Source organism: Arthrobacter sp. M2012083 (assembly GCF_000281065.1).
Lineage (GTDB): Bacteria > Actinomycetota > Actinomycetes > Actinomycetales > Micrococcaceae > Arthrobacter.
In genome coordinates this window covers 36,865-56,974 of sequence record NZ_AKKK01000009.1, presented here as the reverse complement: position 1 = coordinate 56,974, position 20,110 = coordinate 36,865, and the positions used below count along the sequence as shown (strand labels likewise).

Sequence of the window (20,110 nt, the reverse complement as noted above, 5' to 3'; positions counted from 1 at the left end):
CCCATAGACAGATTGTCCACTCGGCGGTAAATTGAAATCACGTCGTTGAGAGAGGTTTACCCCATGAATACAAAAACCGAGGTCCTCACAGACCTGGACCTGAGCGGCATCATTCAGGAAGCCCGATGGCGGGTCATTGACACTGTTGCCTCCAGCAAAGCCGGACACATCGGTGGACCCTTGTCCGCTATGGACGTGCTTGTATCGCTGTACTTCAAGCACCTGCGAATAGATCCAAATAGTCCTCAGGACCCGGACCGGGACCGGTTCATCCTGTCGAAAGGCCATTGCGCCATCGGCCTCTACACGGTGCTAGCCCTGCGTGGGTACTTCTCGGTAGACGAACTGGCCAGCTTTGATCACGGAGACTCTCGTCTTCAAGGGCACCCGGATATGCTTCTGACCCCGGGAGTCGATGCGTCCACTGGATCATTGGGCCAAGGCCTCTCGAGCGGTGCGGGGATGGCTCTCGGAGCCAAAAAACTGGGAAAGGATTTCCATACCTGGGTCATGCTGGGTGACGGCGAGATCGAAGAGGGCATGGTGTGGGAGACGGTCCTATCCGCGCCAAGGTTTGGGCTCGACAATCTCACCGCGATCGTGGACGTCAACGGCCTTCAACAATATGGTTGGCCGGCTGGGCCGGGGGACCGCTTCGACCGCAGCGAACCCGTGGGGCACGTGGACTTGGAAGCCGTGTTCACTGGCTTTGGCTGGAACACGATCAGCATCAATGGGCACGACTTGAAGGAAATTTCGGACGCGCTCAGTTTTGCCCAGTCGTTTCGCGGAGTTTCCGGCAAGCCGACAGCGATTATTTCGAACACTACCAAGGGGTTCGGCGTCTCATTTACCCAAGGAACGTACAAGTGGCACAACGGCATAGCCACTGAAGAACAACTGCGGATCGCCCGCGAAGAACTCGGCCAGAACATGGAGGCAGCCAAGTGAGCACCAAAGCGCAACGTCAGGTTTGGGGTGAGACGCTATCTGAGCTTTCGGATCTGGATGAGCGGATCCTCATTCTGGATGGCGATCTTGCAACGTCAACGAGGGCAGATATCCTGGCTGAGTCCCACCCGGACAGGTTCATCCAAGTAGGCATTGCCGAGCAGAACATTGTTGGCATGGCTTTCGGCCTCAGCACTCTCGGATACCGACCATGGTTGTCCTCGTTCGGAGTCTTCTTCACCCACCGGGCGCTGGACCAAGTGAGAATGCTTGTTTCACAGACCAAGGCCCCGGTTCGTATTGCGGCGGCCTATGCCGGCTTACTGAACGGTTCCAGTGGCAAAACACACCAGGATATCGAAGACTTTGCCATTATGCGGGCCATGCCGAATATGACCGTCATCGCCCCCGCAGATGCGGCGGAAGCGCGCGCGGCGATTAAGTGGGTGGCGGAGTACGACGGACCCGTTTACATTCGCTTCGCGCGGGACGCCGTTCAGGCCGTCTTTGAAGACAACTACGTCTTTACCCCGTACAAGCCTGTCGTCCTGCGGGACGGCTCCGATCTCACGGTAGTTTCCACGGGCGTGCAGACCTCAAGGGTTTCGCAAGCCTTGGATTCCCTCGAGCTGGAAGGTATTGGGGCGAAACACATTCACGTACCGATGTTGAAGCCCCTGGATGAGCATGAGTTGCTGCATGAACTCGGCGGCACTCAGCTGATTGTCACGGTGGAAGAACATAGCGTGCTGGGTGGACTTGGAGGGCTCGTTTGCGAGCTTACTGCTGGATCACAAGAGCCCGCGCGGGTGACCCGGATCGGACTCGAGGATCGCTGGTCCGAGTCTGCACCAAACGATTTCCTTTTGGATAAATACGGATTGTCTCCTGCCAAGGTCGCCCAGCAGATCAAGGCCAGCCTGAACACGCGGAAGTGAATGAAGGCCATTATGTCCAAGCCACTCCAGACCCTGGGCCCACGTGAAACAGTGAAGCAGACAGGGCTATCATCTTTGTCGCGTATCGTCACCCTCACTCCCGCCCCTGCGATAGACAGGGTCTACTTTCTTGATCGAATGGTCGAGGGCCACGTTAACAGGGCCACCAGGGTGGAAACGTACCTCGCAGGCAAGGGCATCAATGTTGCACGCGCCCTTAGCCTCGCTGGGAATGTCGCCACCGCTGTAGTGCCCATCAACGCCGAGGACCTTGAACTGGCCGAGGGCAGCGAAAGCGTTCGTAAGAAAGTCTTCAGGACCGTGGAGGTCACTGCGCCCACACGTGTGAACGCGATAATTGTCGACACGGACGGTGCCACCACGAACTTCAATGAGAGTGCCGCACCTCTGTCCACTGCAAAGTGGCAGCAACTGTGCGCGGCAACACTTCACGAAGTCGAACGGGTCAAAGCGGACTGGCTCGTCCTCGGAGGATCACTGCCGGCGGACACCACGACGGGCCGCGAAGTCGATCCCGGGGACCTCTTTCGGGCGGCACGCCGGGCTGGTGCCTCAACCTGCCTGGACACATCAGGTGAAACCCTCAGAGCGTGGGCGTCCTCAGCAAATCCCGTGGACCTGGTGAAACCAAACAAGGAGGAGCTCGCAGATATCACCGGAACGCAGCTGAGGACCATGCGGGATGTGGTCTACGCCGCAAACCTGCTCCGGAAAAGGGGAGTTCGGACGGTTTTGGCCAGCCTGGGCAGTGACGGACTCGTTGAAGTGAACGAGCACGAGGTCCTCTGGGCGCGGGGACCCTCAGCTAAAGTCCTCAACACCACCGGGGCCGGGGACGCTGCCCTGGCCGGATATCTCAGCGCGTTGCCCCATGCCTCAGCCGCCCCCTTCACGCATGAGGTGGTTCGTGAGGCCCTGGCACGGGCGGTTGCCTGGGGCGCGCTCGCCGTGCAGGAACCGACCACCATCCTCCCCCGGGTAGTTTTCTCTCCAGAGGGCATCTCCGTTTCCGCCCCGGACCCCGACTACCTTCTCTCCCGGTAAGTTCGCCACTACTTACCATCCACAATCCGCCAGGGCCCGCGTCTCGCAACCACGGGCCCTGGCTTCTTTTGGCAGCGGGTAGTGCCTACGGAATGTAGCGGTTGCTGCGCAGGAAGCCCAAATGGTTTCGAAGGCTCAGGTGGGAGTCGATGCAGTCGTGGAAACCGGCCTGCCGGATCTTGATGGTGCTCTGCACCATGTCAAAGTCGGACGCCAGCCAGCCTTCGACAAATGGCCACGACGCAATGGTGTCCCACGGGGTTGGACGCAGTCCGTACTGGGCCACCATGGTCTGCCAGAGGTCTTCCTTATCGCTCATGTGCTCCACCAGCGGCACCGGCTGGGGTTCCGCCGTCGGCATGTCGAAGAACTCGGCTAGGTCGACCCAAAGCTGGCTCCAACGGAAATTATCGCCGTTGGTGACATTAAAAATCTCTGCATGTGCGCGGTCAGCGGTCAGCGCCCACAAAATGGCGCGTGCCAGCAGCGCCGAATCCGTGGCTTGATGCAGGGCGTTCCACGTTCCCGGGAGGCCAGGGAAACGTAATGGCACGCCCTGTTCCTTGCTGACTGCGGCGAAAACGGCCAATCCGTTAACGATGTTCATGGGAGATCCCGCGCTGAAGCCGAACACTCCATCGGGGCGCAGAACTGTCCAGGAGAAATGCCGGTCGACAGCGCGCTGTTTAAGGGCGTCTTCCTGGTTGTTGTAAAAAATCGGCCCCAGGAAGCGCGGATCCGATTCCTTCGCGGGTGTCTTGTAGTGGCCGAGGTGTTCGCCATAGGACTTTCCGCCTCCCACCATGACCACTCTCGTGAGGATGGCACCCAGCGACTGTAGGGCATCCAGCGTGTTCACCAGCATGGCGGTGTTCGGTGCCACGGCAGTCCGCATCGGCATGTCCAGGTAGGCGGCGTAGACCACGTGGGTGACTGCCGTCAGGGAGGCGAAACGCTCCTTCACTGACTCCGGATCGAGGAGGTCTACGCTTATGTGCCGGACGTTGCTCCGTGCTTTCAATTCCGCCAGGGGTCCGCGCCTGGCAACTGTCACCACATCCCACCCTGCGTCCGCGAGGTGCAAAGCCGCAGCCCGCCCTATGACTCCGTGCGCTCCAACCACCATGACCTGGCCTTGGCTCACGTTCTGAACTTCTTCCATGACATTCCATTCCACACTGCTGTTCTCATCTGAAATGGTTTGGGCCGGGCCATAGGCCCGGCCCAAACCATTATGCACGCGTCGTGCGCGCGTTGTTGCCGTAGCGTTCGACGGCGGTTCCCGCCCTTAGTGCGAGTCGACACCTTCCAGCGCGTCGTCGATCGCCACGGCCTGGACGTGGTCGTGCGGGTCTCCCTTGTAAGCCCAGATCCGCTTGTATGAGCCGGATCCGAGATCGTCCAGGAGGTCAGGTCCTACAGGATTCCAACCCAGCTCCGTGCGAGCCTTCGCCGAGTCAACGCGGCTGTTGCTGGAAATTGCCACGTCCACCCAGCGCTGGCCCAATGCCTGGTATGCGACGTCGGGCGTGCACGATTCGGCTGCCGGGAGCCCAACCAGCCGGGCGATGGTTTCGGCTATGTCTCCCATGCGAGCTTCACCGGCCGCCAGGTTGTAGGCGCTGCCGGCCGGAGCCTTGTCCAAGGCCAGGAAGTAGGCTTCAGCAAGGTCAGCGATGTACACGTTGGACCAACGGTTGTCACCCCGTCCTACGTAGAGGCTGCGTCCGGATGTGATGGCCTGGCGGATGAGCAATGGCAACTGTTCGCTGGCGCCATCGCCAAAGATCATGGAGGGACGCAGGACTACTGTGTGAATGCCCCTGCTGGCGGCGTCGATCACGGCAAGGTCCGTGGCATACCGGGTGGCAACAATCTCAGCAGGGGAATGCTGGACCTCTTCGGTGTAGATTGTCGGGTTTAGCTCGCCCTGTGCCAGGTCCGTGTAGATACCCGTTCCGCTGGTGCGGATGAATTTCTTGTTGGTTCCCTCCAATGCCGCGAGGAACACCTGGGTGGATTCAGCATGATCGGCCGTTGCCGTATCGACAACTGCGTCGGCAGCCAAAGCTGCTTCCCGGAGGACCGCAGTATCGTCGAGCCCTCCGAGTACAGGAGCGATCCCGCGGGCACGCAGCGCCTTTGCGCCGCTTTCGCTCCGGACGAGGCCGCTGACCGTGTGGCCGGATTGGAGCAGTCGTTGGGAAACGGCCTGTCCGATGTATCCAGTGGCTCCAGTGACGAAGATATGCATTGGGGTTCCTTAGTGTTGGCGTAATTTTCTCTGGTGGGACTTTTCAGGCCAGTTGGCTTAGCTGCTCATTCTGCTGGCCCGCGGCCAGGATGCTGGGACGGTTGTCGTCCAGAAGGAGGCGTCGAATGCGTGAGCAGACGCTTTCGGCCAGGACTCCGATCGGGGCGTGATCCGGGTGTTCGAGGTACCGTTGGTAGTCCTCTTCCGAAGCGAAGACAGACACATAACCGGTGACGTTGACATCGTCGAATGCGCGGATAACCCGTACGTCTTCCAGTTCCGGGATCTTTTCTGGAAGGTTCCGCAGAGCGTCCTCAAAGGAGGTCCGTGCCTCACTCGTGATGTCCTCGGGAAAGGTGAAGCTGACGAGTTGGTAGAACATCGTGTTTCCTGCGCCCTATCTCTGTTGTTGTTTCAGTTGTTCGGTATTGGATTTGTGTTCAACGGTGACGAAGACCAGCTGGGACTGGCCGATGTTTTCCAGATCGTGAAGTAGGTATTCGCCGGGTCCGAAGTGAAAATGACGGGTATCACCCACCGCGTAGTCCACTTCCCTGGTGGTTCCATCGTCTTCGTGCTGCCTGCTGTGTCCGGCGCTGACAGCGGTCCAAAAGTAGTCCAGGACGTGGCGGTGGGCGGGGAGCCGGTGACCGGGGTCCAGTCTGATCTCCCACACCCTCACGTCCTTCGTTTCGGAGACTATGCGGTGTCCCACCGTGAAGTTGTAGGCGTTGTCATGAAAGTCATCGAGGATTTCGGCGGACCAGTCATTGAAGTTCCGGGCTACGACGATCCCTGCCCGCTGGCTTCCCTGCGGAATGGTGGCTTGGTTTTCCTGGGTTGTCACGAAGTGTCCTCTCGAGATGGGGCGAGGGAGGATCACACAAACGTAGTGACGCCTCCGTTGACGGTGTATTCGGCCCCCGTGATAAAGCCTGCGGCCGGTGAGGCGAGGAAGAGGATCACTGGAGCGACGTCGTCGGCTGTCCCCAGTCTCCCTACCGGGAGTCCTGAATCTTCCACGAAGGCCTGGATTGCTTCTTCCCGTGGCACATCGAATTTGCGGGCTTGGGAGTCAAGGAAACCTCCGGGCCGATCCCACATTGGTGTGTAGATATGCGCCGGAGCTACAACGTTGGACCGGATTCCTTTTGGCCCGAATTCCCGCGACAGGAGCTTGGACAAGGACAAAATTGCTGCCTTAGAAACGCTGTAGTCCGGAGCGTCCACCAACGGGGTTCGTCCTGCTTCCGATCCCACGTGGATGATGGATCCGGAACCGGCTTCAAGCATGTGGGGAAGAACCTCCCGGCTCATCCTCACGTAGCCCATGAAGTTGAGCTCCATAGTGGATTCCCACATTTCGTCGGTGACATCCAGGAAGCCCTTCCGGACGGCTACAGCCCCGGCGTTGTTGACCAGGACGTCGATCCCGCCAAAGCGTTGCAAGGCCTGCCGCACCGCGGTCCCAGGCGTCCCGGGAAGGGATAGGTCCGCGGAGATGTGGAGAAAATTGTTGGCATTCGTGCTGGTTGTGCTTGCCATTTCCGCAGATTCGCGGCTGACTCCAACAACGTTCGCTCCTTCCTTGAGGAAATGTTCTGCGGCCGCGAGCCCGATTCCTTGGCTCGCACCTGTAATGAGGACAGTTTTGCCACTGAATGTTCTGTTCATGGGTCCATTTGCCTTCCTCTGTTCATGCAAATCAGATGTTCGCAGAGGACACCGAGCCTAGCTGCCAAGGGGCGGCGGGTCTCGGGTTCGAGGGTCAGGAATTGGCTGTGAATTCTTGCGTTAGTGGGAGTTGGAGAATCCTGGAGCCCTCGATTGGGCTTGTTTCAATGGTTCCACGAAGGCGGGCGGGGCGTCCAAGACCAGAATGCAATGCCGGACCAAAGCGCTGCTTATGGCTTTGGCTCGCCGCTATTGGGCGGCTGGCCTGGAGGTTAGGACCACATCAGGGCGTATGATCCCTCGCGGAGTTCGTCCTGCAGGCCGGGACCTTTGGGCTGCCATCCAAGCTCGATTCTGGCCTTGGTTGCATCAACACGGCAGTTGCCGGCCAGGACGCCATCGACGAATTTCACGCCGTATGCCTCGTAGGCAGCGTCCATGGTGCATGACTGTGCGTCCGGGTACCCCAGAATTGTGGCGATGTCCTGGGCAATGTCAGCGAGGGAAGATTCGCCGGCAGCAATGTTGTACAAACTCCCGGAGGGCGCCTTCTCTATCGCCAAGGCAAATGACTCCGCGAGGTCCGCAAGGTACACGTGTGATTGCCTGTTGGCGCCAAGACCAACGTAGAGGCTTCGCCCTGCGGTGATGGCGCGCTTCATCAGCCCACCGATCACCGGCCCGCTGGCCTCTCCGTAGGGAATGGAAGGACGTAAGACGGTGGTGTGAATGCCTCTTTCGGAAGCCTGTTGGACCTGAGCATCCGTTTCGAGAATTTCAGCCAGTCCGCGAATGGGAGACACGGCCTTTCCCTCTTTGTGGACAATCCTGCTCAGCGAACCGAGCGAAGCGTCCACGTACACCCTGGCGGTGCTGTTTCGGATGTATCGCTTGCCGGTCCCCTCCAACGTGGCAAGGAATAGCTTGGCAGCTGGCAAGTGACCGGAGACGTCCACCACTGCATCAACCAGCTGGGTGACGTTCCGGATAGTTTCTCCGTCTTCAAGCGTGGCCAGGATCGGAGTTATGTCCCTGGATTCCAAGACTTTCGTCCCTGTCACGGTATCGGTTAGCCCGAATGTTTCGTGGCCCGCCGCTTTGAGCCGCAACGCAATGGCCAGTCCGACGTATCCGGTTGAGCCGGTGACGAGTACAGACACTCTTGTTCCTTTCGGCTGAACGTCTACCAGACGCTGCGGATCCCGCACTGTGCGCCCGCCAACATCGTTTCATGGTAAATGCCGGGCCTCTAATAGAACTCCGTTTAGGCACCCATGAGCATTTGTTATGGCTGGAGAGGGTTTTGCCTGCGGCGATGGCTTTCGGGAGGCTCAAGAACGGCGGGAAGTTTCTGCAGAAGTTCCACATATCTTTTGGCCGTGGGTGAGAGCTTGGTGCGGCTGTACACAGCAAGATCGCGGGTAAGAGCTGGAAAAGGCTCCACAGCGACACCAGGACCGTCCATTGGCAGGGCATTTGCCGGGAGCAGGGCAACCCCGGCCCCCGCGCCGGCCAGTTTCACAGCGCTGTCTATTTGACCTGTGTGGAACACGAACTCCGGCGTCACATTGGCGGCTTGCATGTATTCACGGATGAACTCGCCCAGTCCATGGTTGCCCTCGAAAGTGATCCAGGAATGCGCATGGAGCGCGCTCACCGGAAGGACTCCCCGCGACTGCGGCGCACCCTTGGGCACCTCGCCTTCGTAGGGCTGGACTTTCTTCAGGATGGGATCATCCGGAGCCAGGTACAGCACGAATATTTCATGTCCGAGATCGATGACGGGTCCACCCCACTGCTTGGGAGTGGGCCCTACGGCGAGATCGCCGGCACCGGATGCCACGGACTCTTCCAGCGTTCTCCTGTGGGCGTATTCCAACAGTGTGACCGGGATTTTGGGATTGTCCGTGTGCCAACGGAGCAGGGACGGGGGAAGGATTCCGGCGGCGATCGAAAGTACCGTGGCGATGACCAGTTCTCCCGCTTCTCCACTTAGGACCTCGCGGGCGGCCTTCCTAGCGTCCTCGGCCGCCTTCAATGCAATTCGTGCATGCTCGGCATAGGCCTTGCCAGCGGGCGTCAGCCGCACAGTTCCAGTGGTCCGCTCGATAAGTTCTCCACCAGCCGCGCGCTCAAGAGCCCGGATCTGTTGACTGAGCCCCGGCTGTGAAACGCGAAGGAGCTCAGCGGCGCGCGTAAAGGATCCCTCTTCGGCTACTACCAGTAGGTACTCCATCTGTCTCAAAGTCACCTTATAAGCATAAGTTATGCGATCGGCTGGAAATAGCTCTTGGACTTTCCTGTGCGCCGCGCCACAAGCTGGAGGCATCAGATCACCAGCGGCTTGGCGTCCGCATTTCAACCGCCCGAATGCCGAGTATCGCCTTCGCTGCAGCTCTGCATTAATCCTTGGAGGGAAAACGATGAAAAACGGTATGTTCGTCTTCGACTGCGTGGTTCACACTCAGGATTTCACCGACCGGCAGGTGCGGCCCGGCGGGGACGGCCGCCAGGTCCGGGCCCACCGCAGTAATCAGGGGCAGTTCAACAAGCTCATGGCAACCAAGGGCCCTGCCGACAAGCCCGACTTCTACGATCCAGTGGACGTTGACTGGGCGAACAAGACGCTTTTTGAGGAGTCGGACACAGATATTGCCATGGTGTGCACTGTTCCGCTCTTCGGGCAATGGCAGAACTCTTTGGGACCAGCGGAAATGAACTATCAGCTGGCCGCTTCCAACCCTTCCCGGTTTTACTTCACAGGTGGCGTTGACCCAGTGTGGCAGGGGCTGGAGTTCGCTCTGGAAGAGATGGAGCGGCAGGTCAAGGAATGGGGGGCTGTCAGCTTCAAGTTCTACCAGTATCACGACGAGAACCATCACTGGCGAGCAGATGACAAGGAGATCGCCTACCCACTATGGGAGAAGGCCATTGAGCTGGGAATCAAGATGGTTCAGTTTCACAAGGGATACCCCTTGGGTATGCAGCCAGTGGAAGCATTCCGTCCTAACGACATACAAATGGCGGCCTATGATTTCCCGGAATTGAACTTTGGTATCCACCACCTTGGCGATCCATACGTTGATGAACTGGTTAGCATCGCGTCGCGCTTTCCCAACATCTACCTGATGCTTCCGCTATGGCATAACCAGTACTACCTCCAGCCCTACCCCATGCTGCACCGCCTCGGCCAGACGTTGCTCTTCGTCGGCGCGGACAAGCTTTGTTATGGATCAGAGGGGTTTCTGTGGCCTCACATGCAAACGTACATCGACACTTGGGCCAACCTCGAGATGCCTGAAGAACTCCAGGACAAATACGGATACCCGGAGCTGACCCCTGAGATCAAAGAGCAGGTCTTTGGCCTGAATTTCGCCCGGGGACTTGGGATTGATCTTGAACTCAAGAAGAAGGAACTGGGGTTGCTGTGACCATGACAGAGAACATTGGTCCCTTTGACGAGGATCTTCAGGAGGCGCTCGCCTATATTCGTCCCTTGCTTAAGGGCCACTCAGGCGACCTGACAATCGAGGGTGTTGAGGACGGTGTGGTCACGGTTGCTTTCCACAATGCCTGCCACTCATGCCCTGCTATTTCGGTGACGTTTGCCGGTCTGGTCCGCTCCCGCCTGATGCAGGTGGGCGGCGTCAAGGACGTCAAGTCTTCGCAAGTCCATGCATCACGGCGTGCCTTGGATCGCATCGCCGCCACACTTGGAGGCTCGGCGCACTACAGGCCGGCCCAGCCGGCCTCAAGGCAGTCCATTTCCCTAGGCGGCCAGCAGCCCGCTGCCTGCCGGCCGGAGGCAGTCGCCGAGGCGGGAGGACATTGATATGAGCCATGGCAAGCTCTCGTTCAGGCTCGACGACGGCGTCGCGATGGTGACGGGTGGGGCGTCCGGCATAGGTAGTGCCATCGCCATCGCCCTGGCGGAGATGGGCAGTCATGTGGCCTTGGTTGACCTGCCTTCCAGCGATCCTTCGGCAACATTGGAGGCAATCGAAGCTGAGGGAAGAAACGCTGAGTTTATCGCTGCCGACGTAACCAGTGCTGAGCAGATGGAGGCTGCAGTGCGACGCACCGAGGGCTCATTGGGGCCCCTGACCACGGCAGTGAATTCCGCTGGAATAGCCGGTGCGGTCCCAGCGGAGGATATGACCGCGGATCAGTTCGAGCGCGTCTTTCGTGTGAATGTCACCGGGGTCTTCCTCAGCTGCCAGGCGCAAGCTCGGGCCATGAGGCAGAACGGAGGGGGTGCAATCGTGAATCTGGCCTCCATCTCCGGGATCGTTTCCCACCGGGAGATGTTGCAGTCGCACTACAACAGTTCCAAGGCCGCTGTTGCGCACTTGTCGAAATCGCTGGCCACCGAATGGGCGCCGTACCGCATACGCGTCAACTCCATCTCTCCGGGTTTCACGCGAACGCCTATGAACGATCGCGCCGAAGTGGCGAGCATTTTGGACGAAGCCGTAACCCGGAACACACCGCTGGGCCGCCCTGCGGATCCTTTTGAGATGGCAGGGCCAGCGCTGTTTCTCCTGTCTCCTGCCGCCAGCTTTTGCACGGGCGCGGACCTCGTCGTGGATGGCGGCTTCACCGCTTGGTGAGCACTGTTACGCCGAATGCCGATAACCCAGGGTTATCGGCAACCAAGCATCTTTGACTTGGACTTATCGTGACGGTCCTCACAGACTGGAAATACCTTCGCAGGTTCTCGGCCTGGTCGCCGGCACCGCGGTACAACCCGCAACGCACCCACACTGCGAAGAGCCACACCCCAACACTCATCACCGTTCGAGATTTTCTTACAGAGAGGTAAGGCCCATCGTGATGAACGAATCAAGCCGCTCAGCGCAAACAGAGCCAGCCCACGTTGGACAGCAGAGGAAGCCGCGTTACCGTCGCCCGTTGGGCGTCGCGCTAGCCATGCTCGCCACGGCCGCCTTGGCGCTGACTGGTTGCAGTGCGGACAACGCCGCCAACGCAGGCGGGTCGGGCAAGAAGACAATCGGTGTTTCCATGCCTGAATTTCATTCCCTCTTTTACGTTGCAGCCGTTGACGGCATGAAGAAGGCTGCTGCCGATGAAGGCTACGAGCTTGTGGTCCTCAACGCGAATGGCAATTCGTCGCAGCAGGTCAACCAAGTCCAGAACCTCGTGACGCAGCAAGTCGGCGCAGTTATCTTCGCCATGCAGGATGCAACAGCCGGCGCAGCGGGAGTGGCTGAGGCAAAGGGCGCCAACATCCCCGTCATTGCCATCGACCAGCGTCCTCAAGGCGATGTCACCACCTTCATTGGCAGCGACAGCATCAAGGCATCCACGGAACTGTGTGACTACCTGGCCAAGCAGATGGGCGGCAAGGGCAACCTCGCCATCATCAAGGGTGTCCTCGGTTCTTCCACGGAAATTGAGCGTTCCAAGGGATGCGCAAGCATTCTTGAGAAGAATCCAGACATCAAAGTGGTCTCCACCACCAACGCTGACTGGGACGAAAACAAGGCCTACAACGTGGCGCAAGACGTGCTGACTGCCAATCCTGAACTGCAGGCAATCTTCGCCCAGAACGATGGAATGGCCCTCGGTGCGGCCAAGGCGGCAGCCCAAGCCGGGCGCTCCAACCTCAAGATCGTCAGTGTGGACGGCTTCCCGCAGGTTTACGACGCCATCGAGTCCGGTCAGGTTTTGGCCACGATGTCGCAGGAGCCGTATCAAATGGGTGAGCTTGCAGTCCGCACGGCCATCAAAGCCATGAACGGTGAGGCCGGGTCCATTGAGAAAGAACAGCTGCAGCCCACGGTCCTGGTTACCAAGGAAAACCTTGAAGAGGCTCGTTCCGCCGGATACTACGGCCCCGCGAAATAGCAGAAGTCCGGCCTGCCCGCAGCGCGGGCGGGCCGGAGCTACCCAAACTAAGAAGGAAAACATGTCAATCCTCAGCACGGGACCGGTACCTCTCAATGGAGGATCGCTGACCGAGGAGCCCAAGGCACTCCGGGGCATAGGCCTCACAAAACAGTACGGCGGCAACACTGTGCTGCATGGAGTGGACATCACCCTGAGAGCAGGCACGGTTCTTGGATTCATCGGGGAAAACGGCGCAGGTAAATCCACCCTCAGCTCCATACTGGCGGGCATCAAGTCACCGGATGCTGGAGAGATGTTCCTGAATGGACTTCCCTACGCCCCGACGGGTCCGGCTTCTGCGCTAAACAGCGGCGTGGCCATTATTCATCAGGAAATCAAGATGGTCCCGCGGCTCAGCGTTGCCGAAAACATGTTCCTGGGGCGATGGCCGAAGAAGCGGGGCCGCGTGGACACTGCCTCCATGGCTGAGCAGGCCGAGGCGGCCCTGGCCGTTTTAGGAGCCAAGATCAATCCGCGGCGGCCCGTAGCCGGACTCTCGATGGCCGCGCAGCAGGAAATAGAGATCGCAAAGGCCATCCTGCGGGACCCGTCATACGTGATCTTTGACGAACCGTCAGCTTCTTTGGGGCAGGAGGAAACCGAGAAGGTTCTCGACCAAATCAGGGTCCTTCGTGACCGGGGTGCGGGCGTCATTTACATCAGCCATCGCTTGGACGAAATCTCGGCTATAGCTGACGAAATTCTTTGCCTCCGCGACGGGCACAGGGCGATGGCCTGGGACACAGGCGATGTCAGCAAGGACCAGATGATCCGCGCCATGGTGGGCCGCGAGTTCGTGTACGCACACGAGGCCCCTCAACCCGCTGAGCCGGATGTCGTGCTGGAGGTCAAGAACTTGGCTCGCCACGGAGCGTTCAGCGATATCTCCTTCTCTGTGCGCAAGGGGGAAATTCTTGGGATGTCTGGTCTTGTAGGAGCAGGCCGCACCGAAGTTGTCCGGACCCTTGCCGGTGCCGATCGTGCGGACGCCGGCACGATCGTCGTCGACGGCAAAGTGGTGAAGATCAGCAACGTTGCCAGTGCCATTCGACAAGGCATTTTCATGGTTCCAGAGGACCGCAAAGGCCAAGGGTTGAACCTTGGTAGAAGCGGAGGCGAGAACATGGTCCTGCCGTGGGAGAAGACGCTGACCCCCAGTGGTTTCGTGTCCAGTAGGACCGTGAAGCGCGTCGAGCGCGCACAGGCACAGGAGTTGGACATCCGTGGGAACCTGGACATTCCTGTCCTTTTCCTCTCCGGGGGAAACCAGCAGAAAGTCCTCCTGGCGAAGTGGCTAGTGCGGAAACCAAAGGTCCTCATCCTTGACGAGCCCACGCGTGGCGTGGACGTGGGCGCAAAGGCCGCAATCTATGAAATTGTTCGCAAACTGGCCGCCGACGGGGTAGCCATCATCGTTGTCTCCTCAGAGCTCGAAGAGGTCCTCGGACTCTCTCATCGTGTGCTCGTCATGGCAGGGGGGCAGCAGCGCGGCATTCTCAGCCGTGACGAGGCCCTCCCTGACCGTGTCATGGAACTCTCAGTGCCGTAGTGCACCCATACCCTTCAAAAAAGAAAGATAAGACTGTGCCTTCTACAAACACCGTCGGCCCTAAAGTCGAGCCAGGCGCCCGGGCGAATACCGGAGCAGGTATTGGCCAGGAGCCATGGCAAACGAGAATCAAGCAACTCGCCAAGAATATTCCGGGCCCGGTGATAGGGCTGGTGGTCATCTGCATCGCAATGTCCCTGCTCTCGCCCTACTTCCTGACGCCGAACAACCTCATCAACGTCCTCAGCCAGGTTTCCTACATCGGAATGATGGCCGTAGGCGCCGCCTTGGTCATTATCCTGGGAGGCATTGACCTGTCCGTGGGCTCCACGATGGCATTGTCGTTCATGGCCACCGCTTTCCTTTACAAGGAAATAGGTTTGCCCTTTTGGCTTGCCATGGTCTGCGGGCTCATTCTTGGGGCTTTCATCGGACTGGTGAACGGACTCTTGGTGACTTTCGGGCACGTCCAGCCATTTATCGCCACGTTGGCAACCATGTTTGCCGGGGCGGGACTCGCTTTGTACATCACTAACGGGAACCCGGTTATCGGCTTCCCTGAGTGGTTCCTCGGCCTGTCCCGGACGCGACTGCTGGGCATACCTTTGCAGGTGTATCTGATGCTGCTGGTCTTCGTCCTCGCAGCGCTATGGTTGCGGTACCGGCCCTCTGGACGGCAGCTCTACGCCATCGGCGGCAATGAAGAGGTCGCCCGGCTCTCCGGCATCAGTGTGAGGCTGGCCCAGGCACGCGTGTACGTCATCGCCGGTTTCCTGGCCGCCTTGGCGGGCCTGGCTGTGGGAGCTCGGCTGGATTCAGCCCAGCCAACCGCGGGCAGTGCTTCAGATCTCCTAAGCGTGATCGCGGCAGTAGTCATCGGTGGTGCCAGTCTGTCAGGCGGTGTTGGCTCGATGTTCAGTACGTTCATAGGTCTTCTCATCATCGGAGTTCTCAACAACGGGCTTACCCTGTTGAACGTGTCGCCGAATCTCCAACCCGTGGTCATTGGAGTGGTCATTGTGCTGGCCGTCATCAGCGACCGTGGCAATCTTCCTCTCAAACGGACTTGATTGACACTTTGATCCAGCGAAGCTCCCTGCGTGATTTGCGCAGGGAGCTTTTCGTTCCGGCACCCGGACCGGGCGTCGGGTCCCTAACCAGCAGTGAGGTGGAAAGAGGTGCCACCCCCGGAACCGTCTCGGAGTAACCGATGCGATTCCGGGAGACGCGGTCATGTCTAAAGGTCGTTGGGATTGGGCTGGCCGTTCCAGGCCGTCACACCACCATCTGCGGTGAGGATGTGCCCGTTGACATAGGATGCATCAGGCGAGGCCAAGAAGGTAAAGACCGGTGCTATTTCTTCGGATGCCGCTATCCGGCCCAGGGGGATGGAGCGTCCGAATGCCTCCTTCAGCCCCTCCATGGAGTCGAGGTTCTTCTGCAGCAAGGGCGTGAGGACTGGCCCGGGTGCCACGGCGTTGCAGCGCACACCCCGTTGGGCGTAATCGACCGCTACGCTGCGCGTGAAGTTAAGGACAGCACCCTTCGAGGCGTCGTAGGCGGCATAGTTGTAGTCCGCGCCAATGCCCGAGACGCTTGCGGTATTGACAATGTTGCCTTGGGACCGGATCAGGTGCGGGAGCGCAGCCCGTGTTGCGTAAAACAAACCATCCACGTTGACCTTCATGACGGACCGCCAAAGTTCGTTCGATGTAGCCGCTGCGGGCCCGGTCGGAGCTATCCCAGCGTTGTTGACCAAGACATCCAACGCCCCTAGTTCTTCCACGCTTTCATTGATGATTGCTTCGATAGCATCGGAGTCACCGACGTCGCCAACTTTGAGCGTCATTTGACCGGACAGGACGGAGTTCCGCTCACGGAACCGCTCCATTGATTCTGCGCTGAGGTCCACGCCGATTACGTTTGCTCCTTCAAGGAGGAACCTCTTGAAGACAGCAGCGCCCAACCCGGACCCAGCGCCCGTGACCATGACTGTTTTTCCCAGGAATCGATTCTGATCCATTTCCTACTCCACTTTCATCAAGCCCTGCGCCTGAACGCCAAAGAAATCAGCGACGCATATATCGCATTGCGGACAGTTTGTCCGTAGCATAGAAAATAGAGTACTTCACTCGACAGTCGTTTCGAAGGGATTCCATTCACCATGAAGATAGATCTCACCGGTAAGACCGCCTTGGTTACAGGCTCTTCCCAAGGTATTGGCTTGGCGATCGCCAAGGAGCTGACCAAGGCCGGAGCGACGGTGGTGCTCAGCGGTCGCAGCCAGGATTCGCTGGACAACGCCGCTGCCGACATCTCGGCCGCCGCTGATGTCCGCAAGCCCAGGACCGTAGCGGGGGACCTCGGCACCAAGCAGGGGGTTGCGGCGCTCGCCCGCGAGGTAGGAGGAGTGGACATCCTGGTGAACAACCTCGGTATCTACGAGTCGAAGGATGCTTTGGATATTACGGACGAGGACTGGCAAGAGTACCTGGACGTCAATCTCCTTTCCGCTGTTCGGCTGACGCAGGCCCTCCTGCCAGCCATGATGCGCCAAAAATGGGGGAGGGTTCTCTACCTCGCCAGCGATGCAGCCATCTCCGTGCCGCATGACATGCTGCACTATGCCGTTTCCAAAACTGCCTTGGTGGCCGCGGCTAGGGGCTACGCCAAGGTTGCCGCGGGCTCCGGCGTGACGGTGAATTCGGTGATCGCAGGGCCCACCAAGACCGATGGCGCCGTCCGCTTCATCAGAGAGAAGTTTGGCTCGGAGTTGCCGTGGGAAGATGCCGAGGACAAATTCATGTCCACCGAGCGTTCTGCCTCCCTGATCAAACGGCTCATCGACCCGCTGGAGATTGCCAACATGGTGGTTTACCTCAGCTCGACCCAGGCCTCGGCCACCACGGGAGGCGCCTTGAGGGTAGACGGCGGATACGTCGACTCGATCTTCCCCTAGGAAAAAGCCGGCAGGACGTGCTTCGCAACTTCCTCCAGCGCGTCTTCGACGGGGCGCTGGCTGGGTCTGAAATTCAGCGCCACATGCCCGACGCCGGACTCCTCCAGCTCCTCGAGGTACCGGATAAGTGAGTTGCGACCCAACCGGGCGCCAAATCGGATCGGGTCGGCCGGCGCCCAGGGATCATCGACCAAGTCAAGCAGCATGGTTGTCAGCAAGGGTTTGTGCTTGCCGTCCGGGACTGCGTGGTTCCATCGGTTCACGACTGGTTGCATCAGTGGCCCGGGACGGTGGTAGGTCATGTAGCCGTCCATGGTGGAGGCGATCCAGTCAGTGGTTTGTTGCGCGCGTCCCACTGCTACCAACGGAATGGCGTCCTGGGCGGGCGGGGGCAGGACCTTCACGGTGTCCTTCGGTCCCAAACTCTCCCGCCAGGCCGTCCGGATGGCGTTCACTGACGAACGGAACCGCTCCCCGCGGGAGTCGAAATCGGCGTCGAACGCCGGATATTCGTTGGGCCGGTCGCCTGAGGCAACCCCGAGTATGAGGCGGCCTCCGGACAACTGATCAATGGAGGCAGCCATCTTGGCTACGTGGAGCGGATTGCGCAGAGGCAAGACCACTGCGGCTGTTCCCAGCAGGATCGAATCCGTGACCCCGGCCAGGTATCCCAGGTAAGGGAACGGGTCAAACACCTGACCGGCGTCACCAAAGGCTGGAACCCACAGGGGAACATCGCGCAGCCATAGGGCCTTGAAACCCAGCCGGTCCGCCAATTCGGCCCTGCGCCGCTGGTGGGTCAGGTCCGGAATGCCCAACTGTTCGGACGACCCTGGCCGACCATGCCTGGCAAAGTCGTTGTCCAGGGGGAACTCGACGCCGATACTCAAGCCGGAACCGTTCCGGCAGAGGGCACTAAGGGCGGGCGAACGAGCAGGAAAGGGGGCTGTTTCCAAGGTCATTATCATCTCTCGATCCGGGGAGGGCTAGAGTTGGGATCCCGCGAGTTGCTGCTCAGTTGGTTGCTGTTCTTCGGGGGATTGTGCCACTCGCTGGGCGGAGCGTCGGGCGGCTGTTGCAGCGAACACCATGACAATGAGCCCAAGTAGTGTGATCCCCGCACCTGCCCAAATAGGGGAGGTATAGCCGAGGCCCGCCGTGATGGTGACGCCGCCCAGCCAGGCTCCCAAAGCGTTGCCCACGTTGAACGCGCCTATGTTTGCCCCGGATGCCAGGGTGGGGGCACTCCTGGCATAGGCCATGACGCGCATTTGCAGACCTGGGACGGTAGCAAAACCGAAGCCGCCCATGAGTACCAAGGACACGATGGCAAGAGGCTGGTTGTCCGCGGTCAGGGCAAACGCCACCAGGACCACAAGCAGCACGGAAAGTATCACCAGCAAGGTCCGGTCGACGTTTCGGTCAGCAGCCTTTCCTCCAAGGGCGTTTCCCACGAAGAGTCCCACACCGAAGAGGATCAGCAACCAGGGGACGGTGGCGGCCGGGAAGTGCGAAACCTCGGTCAGCGTGAAAGCGATGTAGGTAAAGGCTCCAAACATTCCGCCATATCCCAGGATGGTGACGGCAATGGACAGCCAAACCTGACCCGACTTGAACGCCCTGAGTTCGCTGCGAAGGGTCGCGGACTCAGTGGAGTCGGCGTCCTTGGGGCGGGGGACCAGGGTAAGGATTCCCACGAGAGCCAAGATGCCGATCACGCTGATGGCCCAGAAAGTGGAGCGCCAGCCTGCTGCTTGTCCCAGCATGGTGCCGAACGGCACTCCCAGGACGTTGGCGGCGGTGAGGCCGGTAAACATGATGGCAATGGCCGCGGCCTTCTTGGTGCGGTCCACCATGCCGGCTGCGACGACGGAACCGATGCCAAAGAACGCTCCGTGTGCCAACGCGGCAATAATCCGGCCCGCCATCATGGTCCAATAGTCCGGAGCGAACGCCGATAGGACGTTTCCTACGATGAAGACACCCAGGAGTATGGCAAGGGCCGTCTTCCTGTCCATGCGCGACATCGCCAGCGTCAGCAGTAATGCGCCCACCACTACGGCGAGGGCGTAACCCGAGATCAGCCAGCCGGCTGTCGCCTCACTGACCGCGAAATCAGCGGCGACCTCGGGGAGAAGTCCCATGATGACGAACTCCGTGAGTCCGATTCCGAAGCCACCTAAGGCCAAGGCTATGAGCCCAATGGGCATGACGTTCTCCTTTTAACTGTACGGAAGAGGATAGTGCGCGTAAGCTGTTAGTTGCAGGCGCTGTATAAATCATTGCATACGAAAATATAGCGCGCAAGCAACTATCTCTCATTCGGTGTCACGCCGCCTCGAAAGGAACAACCATGAGCATCAAAGACGACGCCGTAGAAGTGCGCGCCCAAGGCTGGAGAACGTTGACTGCCCTCCATGGGCTGATTGAAGGAGCGCTTGAACAAGCGCTCCAAACTACGGCGGACCTGTCCGTGGTTGAGTACACCGTCCTAGACGCTTTGGACCGGCAAAACGGATGGCACATGCGCATGCAACAGCTGGCGCGGGCCACGGCTCTCTCTCCCAGCGCAACGACGCGCCTGGTGAACAGGCTTGAGCAGCGCGGACTACTTCGGCGGATCCTCTGTGCCGATGACAGGCGCGGTATCTACACGGAGCTCACAACCGAAGGGAGTGAATTGCTTGCTTCAGCGCGGCCCGTGCATGACGGCGCATTGGAACAGGCACTAGCGGAGGCCGAAGGAATTGCTGAACTGGCACCCCTGGTGCGCACTTTGCCGCAAGCAGCCTTCGTGTGACCAGCGACTC

The 20,110-nt window shown here is 59.6% G+C and carries 21 protein-coding genes; 11 read left to right on the top strand and 10 right to left on the bottom strand.

Translation table 11 applies throughout. The features are described 5' to 3' along the window. The first annotated feature begins 63 nt into the window (after window positions 1–63). The 3 genes from A477_RS0105860 to A477_RS0105850 are packed head-to-tail and all read left to right on the top strand — an operon-like array spanning window position 64 to window position 2,954. A complete protein-coding gene (locus A477_RS0105860) occupies window positions 64–951 on the top strand; it encodes a transketolase (protein WP_017198089.1) in 888 nt (295 codons plus the stop codon). Further along, window positions 948–1,889, top strand: coding sequence for a transketolase family protein (locus A477_RS0105855; protein ID WP_017198088.1), 942 nt, complete (start codon window positions 948–950; stop codon window positions 1,887–1,889). The genes A477_RS0105860 and A477_RS0105855 overlap by 4 nt, the downstream gene beginning before the upstream one ends. Before the next feature lie 12 nt (window positions 1,890–1,901). After that, window positions 1,902–2,954, top strand: coding sequence for a 1-phosphofructokinase family hexose kinase (locus A477_RS0105850; protein ID WP_237715735.1), 1,053 nt, complete (start codon window positions 1,902–1,904; stop codon window positions 2,952–2,954). A gap of 85 nt (window positions 2,955–3,039) precedes the next feature. Here A477_RS0105850 and A477_RS0105845 read toward each other — a convergent pair whose 3' ends face one another. From A477_RS0105845 to A477_RS0105815, 7 genes are all read right to left on the bottom strand, one after another. Next, the gene (locus A477_RS0105845; RefSeq protein WP_017198086.1) at window positions 3,040–4,116 is read right to left on the bottom strand and encodes an SDR family oxidoreductase; all 1,077 of its coding nucleotides are present in this window, start codon (window positions 4,114–4,116) and stop codon (window positions 3,040–3,042) included. A gap of 126 nt (window positions 4,117–4,242) precedes the next feature. Continuing rightward, window positions 4,243–5,208: an NAD-dependent epimerase/dehydratase family protein gene (locus A477_RS0105840; RefSeq protein ID WP_017198085.1), complete on the bottom strand. Its 966-nt coding sequence runs from the start codon at window positions 5,206–5,208 to the stop codon at window positions 4,243–4,245. A gap of 43 nt (window positions 5,209–5,251) precedes the next feature. Continuing rightward, a complete protein-coding gene (locus A477_RS0105835) occupies window positions 5,252–5,590 on the bottom strand; it encodes a Dabb family protein (protein ID WP_017198084.1) in 339 nt (112 codons plus the stop codon). Between the two features lie 15 nt (window positions 5,591–5,605). Further along, window positions 5,606–6,055, bottom strand: a complete 450-nt coding sequence (locus tag A477_RS0105830) for a cupin domain-containing protein (protein ID WP_017198083.1) — start codon at window positions 6,053–6,055, stop codon at window positions 5,606–5,608. A gap of 32 nt (window positions 6,056–6,087) precedes the next feature. Continuing rightward, the gene (locus A477_RS0105825; RefSeq protein WP_017198082.1) at window positions 6,088–6,882 is read right to left on the bottom strand and encodes an SDR family NAD(P)-dependent oxidoreductase; all 795 of its coding nucleotides are present in this window, start codon (window positions 6,880–6,882) and stop codon (window positions 6,088–6,090) included. 272 nt (window positions 6,883–7,154) lie between these two features. Further along, entirely contained in the window at window positions 7,155–8,042 is an 888-nt protein-coding gene (locus A477_RS0105820) for an NAD-dependent epimerase/dehydratase family protein (protein ID WP_017198081.1), read from the bottom strand. A 125-nt stretch (window positions 8,043–8,167) separates the two neighbouring features. Continuing rightward, entirely contained in the window at window positions 8,168–9,133 is a 966-nt protein-coding gene (locus A477_RS0105815; RefSeq protein WP_157367048.1) for a LysR family transcriptional regulator, read from the bottom strand. Between the two features lie 16 nt (window positions 9,134–9,149). Here A477_RS0105815 and A477_RS0105810 point away from each other — a divergent pair, with 16 nt between their 5' ends. From A477_RS0105810 to A477_RS0105785, 6 genes are all read left to right on the top strand, one after another. Then, window positions 9,150–10,313, top strand: a complete 1,164-nt coding sequence (locus A477_RS0105810; protein ID WP_237715734.1) for an amidohydrolase family protein — start codon at window positions 9,150–9,152, stop codon at window positions 10,311–10,313. A 2-nt stretch (window positions 10,314–10,315) separates the two neighbouring features. Beyond that, window positions 10,316–10,714 carry a NifU family protein gene (locus tag A477_RS0105805; protein ID WP_237715740.1) on the top strand — a complete coding sequence of 133 codons (399 nt, stop codon included), beginning with the start codon at window positions 10,316–10,318 and terminating at the stop codon, window positions 10,712–10,714. Between the two features lies 1 nt (window position 10,715). After that, on the top strand, window positions 10,716–11,492 hold the full coding sequence (locus tag A477_RS0105800; RefSeq protein WP_017198077.1) for an SDR family oxidoreductase: 777 nt from the start codon (window positions 10,716–10,718) through the stop codon (window positions 11,490–11,492). A gap of 223 nt (window positions 11,493–11,715) precedes the next feature. Further along, window positions 11,716–12,750, top strand: a complete 1,035-nt coding sequence (locus A477_RS0105795) for a substrate-binding domain-containing protein (protein WP_083848018.1) — start codon at window positions 11,716–11,718, stop codon at window positions 12,748–12,750. A gap of 61 nt (window positions 12,751–12,811) precedes the next feature. After that, the gene (locus A477_RS0105790) at window positions 12,812–14,341 is read left to right on the top strand and encodes a sugar ABC transporter ATP-binding protein (RefSeq protein WP_017198075.1); all 1,530 of its coding nucleotides are present in this window, start codon (window positions 12,812–12,814) and stop codon (window positions 14,339–14,341) included. Window positions 14,342–14,376: 35 nt separating this feature from the next. After that, window positions 14,377–15,411: an ABC transporter permease gene (locus A477_RS0105785; protein ID WP_017198074.1), complete on the top strand. Its 1,035-nt coding sequence runs from the start codon at window positions 14,377–14,379 to the stop codon at window positions 15,409–15,411. A 167-nt stretch (window positions 15,412–15,578) separates the two neighbouring features. On the opposite strand, the gene budC is transcribed toward A477_RS0105785, so the two are convergent. Continuing rightward, the gene (budC, locus tag A477_RS0105780) at window positions 15,579–16,364 is read right to left on the bottom strand and encodes a meso-2,3-butanediol dehydrogenase (protein WP_017198073.1); all 786 of its coding nucleotides are present in this window, start codon (window positions 16,362–16,364) and stop codon (window positions 15,579–15,581) included. 141 nt (window positions 16,365–16,505) lie between these two features. Here budC and A477_RS0105775 point away from each other — a divergent pair, with 141 nt between their 5' ends. After that, window positions 16,506–17,300, top strand: coding sequence for an SDR family NAD(P)-dependent oxidoreductase (locus A477_RS0105775; RefSeq protein WP_017198072.1), 795 nt, complete (start codon window positions 16,506–16,508; stop codon window positions 17,298–17,300). On the opposite strand, the gene A477_RS0105770 is transcribed toward A477_RS0105775, so the two are convergent. After that, window positions 17,297–18,190, bottom strand: coding sequence for an LLM class oxidoreductase (locus A477_RS0105770; protein WP_237715733.1), 894 nt, complete (start codon window positions 18,188–18,190; stop codon window positions 17,297–17,299). The genes A477_RS0105775 and A477_RS0105770 overlap by 4 nt on opposite strands. Window positions 18,191–18,286: 96 nt before the next feature. Continuing rightward, the gene (locus tag A477_RS0105765; RefSeq protein ID WP_017198070.1) at window positions 18,287–19,510 is read right to left on the bottom strand and encodes an MFS transporter; all 1,224 of its coding nucleotides are present in this window, start codon (window positions 19,508–19,510) and stop codon (window positions 18,287–18,289) included. Between the two features lie 143 nt (window positions 19,511–19,653). Here A477_RS0105765 and A477_RS0105760 point away from each other — a divergent pair, with 143 nt between their 5' ends. Then, window positions 19,654–20,100: a MarR family winged helix-turn-helix transcriptional regulator gene (locus A477_RS0105760; RefSeq protein ID WP_017198069.1), complete on the top strand. Its 447-nt coding sequence runs from the start codon at window positions 19,654–19,656 to the stop codon at window positions 20,098–20,100. Window positions 20,101–20,110 lie beyond the last annotated feature (10 nt).

Bases quoted from the DNA above. Each gene is read 5' to 3' on its own strand.
- A477_RS0105825 (WP_017198082.1), bottom strand. From the start codon at position 6,882: ATGAACAGAACATTCAGTGGCAAAACTGTCCTCATTACAGGTGCGAGC.
- A477_RS0105850 (WP_237715735.1), top strand. From the start codon at position 1,902: ATGTCCAAGCCACTCCAGACCCTGGGCCCACGTGAAACAGTGAAGCAG.
- A477_RS0105805 (WP_237715740.1), top strand. From the start codon at position 10,316: ATGACAGAGAACATTGGTCCCTTTGACGAGGATCTTCAGGAGGCGCTC.
- A477_RS0105800 (WP_017198077.1), top strand. From the start codon at position 10,716: ATGAGCCATGGCAAGCTCTCGTTCAGGCTCGACGACGGCGTCGCGATG.
- A477_RS0105840 (WP_017198085.1), bottom strand. From the start codon at position 5,208: ATGCATATCTTCGTCACTGGAGCCACTGGATACATCGGACAGGCCGTT.
- budC (WP_017198073.1), bottom strand. From the start codon at position 16,364: ATGGATCAGAATCGATTCCTGGGAAAAACAGTCATGGTCACGGGCGCT.
- A477_RS0105810 (WP_237715734.1), top strand. From the start codon at position 9,150: ATGCGATCGGCTGGAAATAGCTCTTGGACTTTCCTGTGCGCCGCGCCA.
- A477_RS0105860 (WP_017198089.1), top strand. From the start codon at position 64: ATGAATACAAAAACCGAGGTCCTCACAGACCTGGACCTGAGCGGCATC.
- A477_RS0105845 (WP_017198086.1), bottom strand. From the start codon at position 4,116: ATGGAAGAAGTTCAGAACGTGAGCCAAGGCCAGGTCATGGTGGTTGGA.
- A477_RS0105790 (WP_017198075.1), top strand. From the start codon at position 12,812: ATGTCAATCCTCAGCACGGGACCGGTACCTCTCAATGGAGGATCGCTG.
- A477_RS0105760 (WP_017198069.1), top strand. From the start codon at position 19,654: ATGAGCATCAAAGACGACGCCGTAGAAGTGCGCGCCCAAGGCTGGAGA.
- A477_RS0105775 (WP_017198072.1), top strand. From the start codon at position 16,506: ATGAAGATAGATCTCACCGGTAAGACCGCCTTGGTTACAGGCTCTTCC.
- A477_RS0105795 (WP_083848018.1), top strand. From the start codon at position 11,716: ATGAACGAATCAAGCCGCTCAGCGCAAACAGAGCCAGCCCACGTTGGA.
- A477_RS0105835 (WP_017198084.1), bottom strand. From the start codon at position 5,590: ATGTTCTACCAACTCGTCAGCTTCACCTTTCCCGAGGACATCACGAGT.
- A477_RS0105765 (WP_017198070.1), bottom strand. From the start codon at position 19,510: ATGCCCATTGGGCTCATAGCCTTGGCCTTAGGTGGCTTCGGAATCGGA.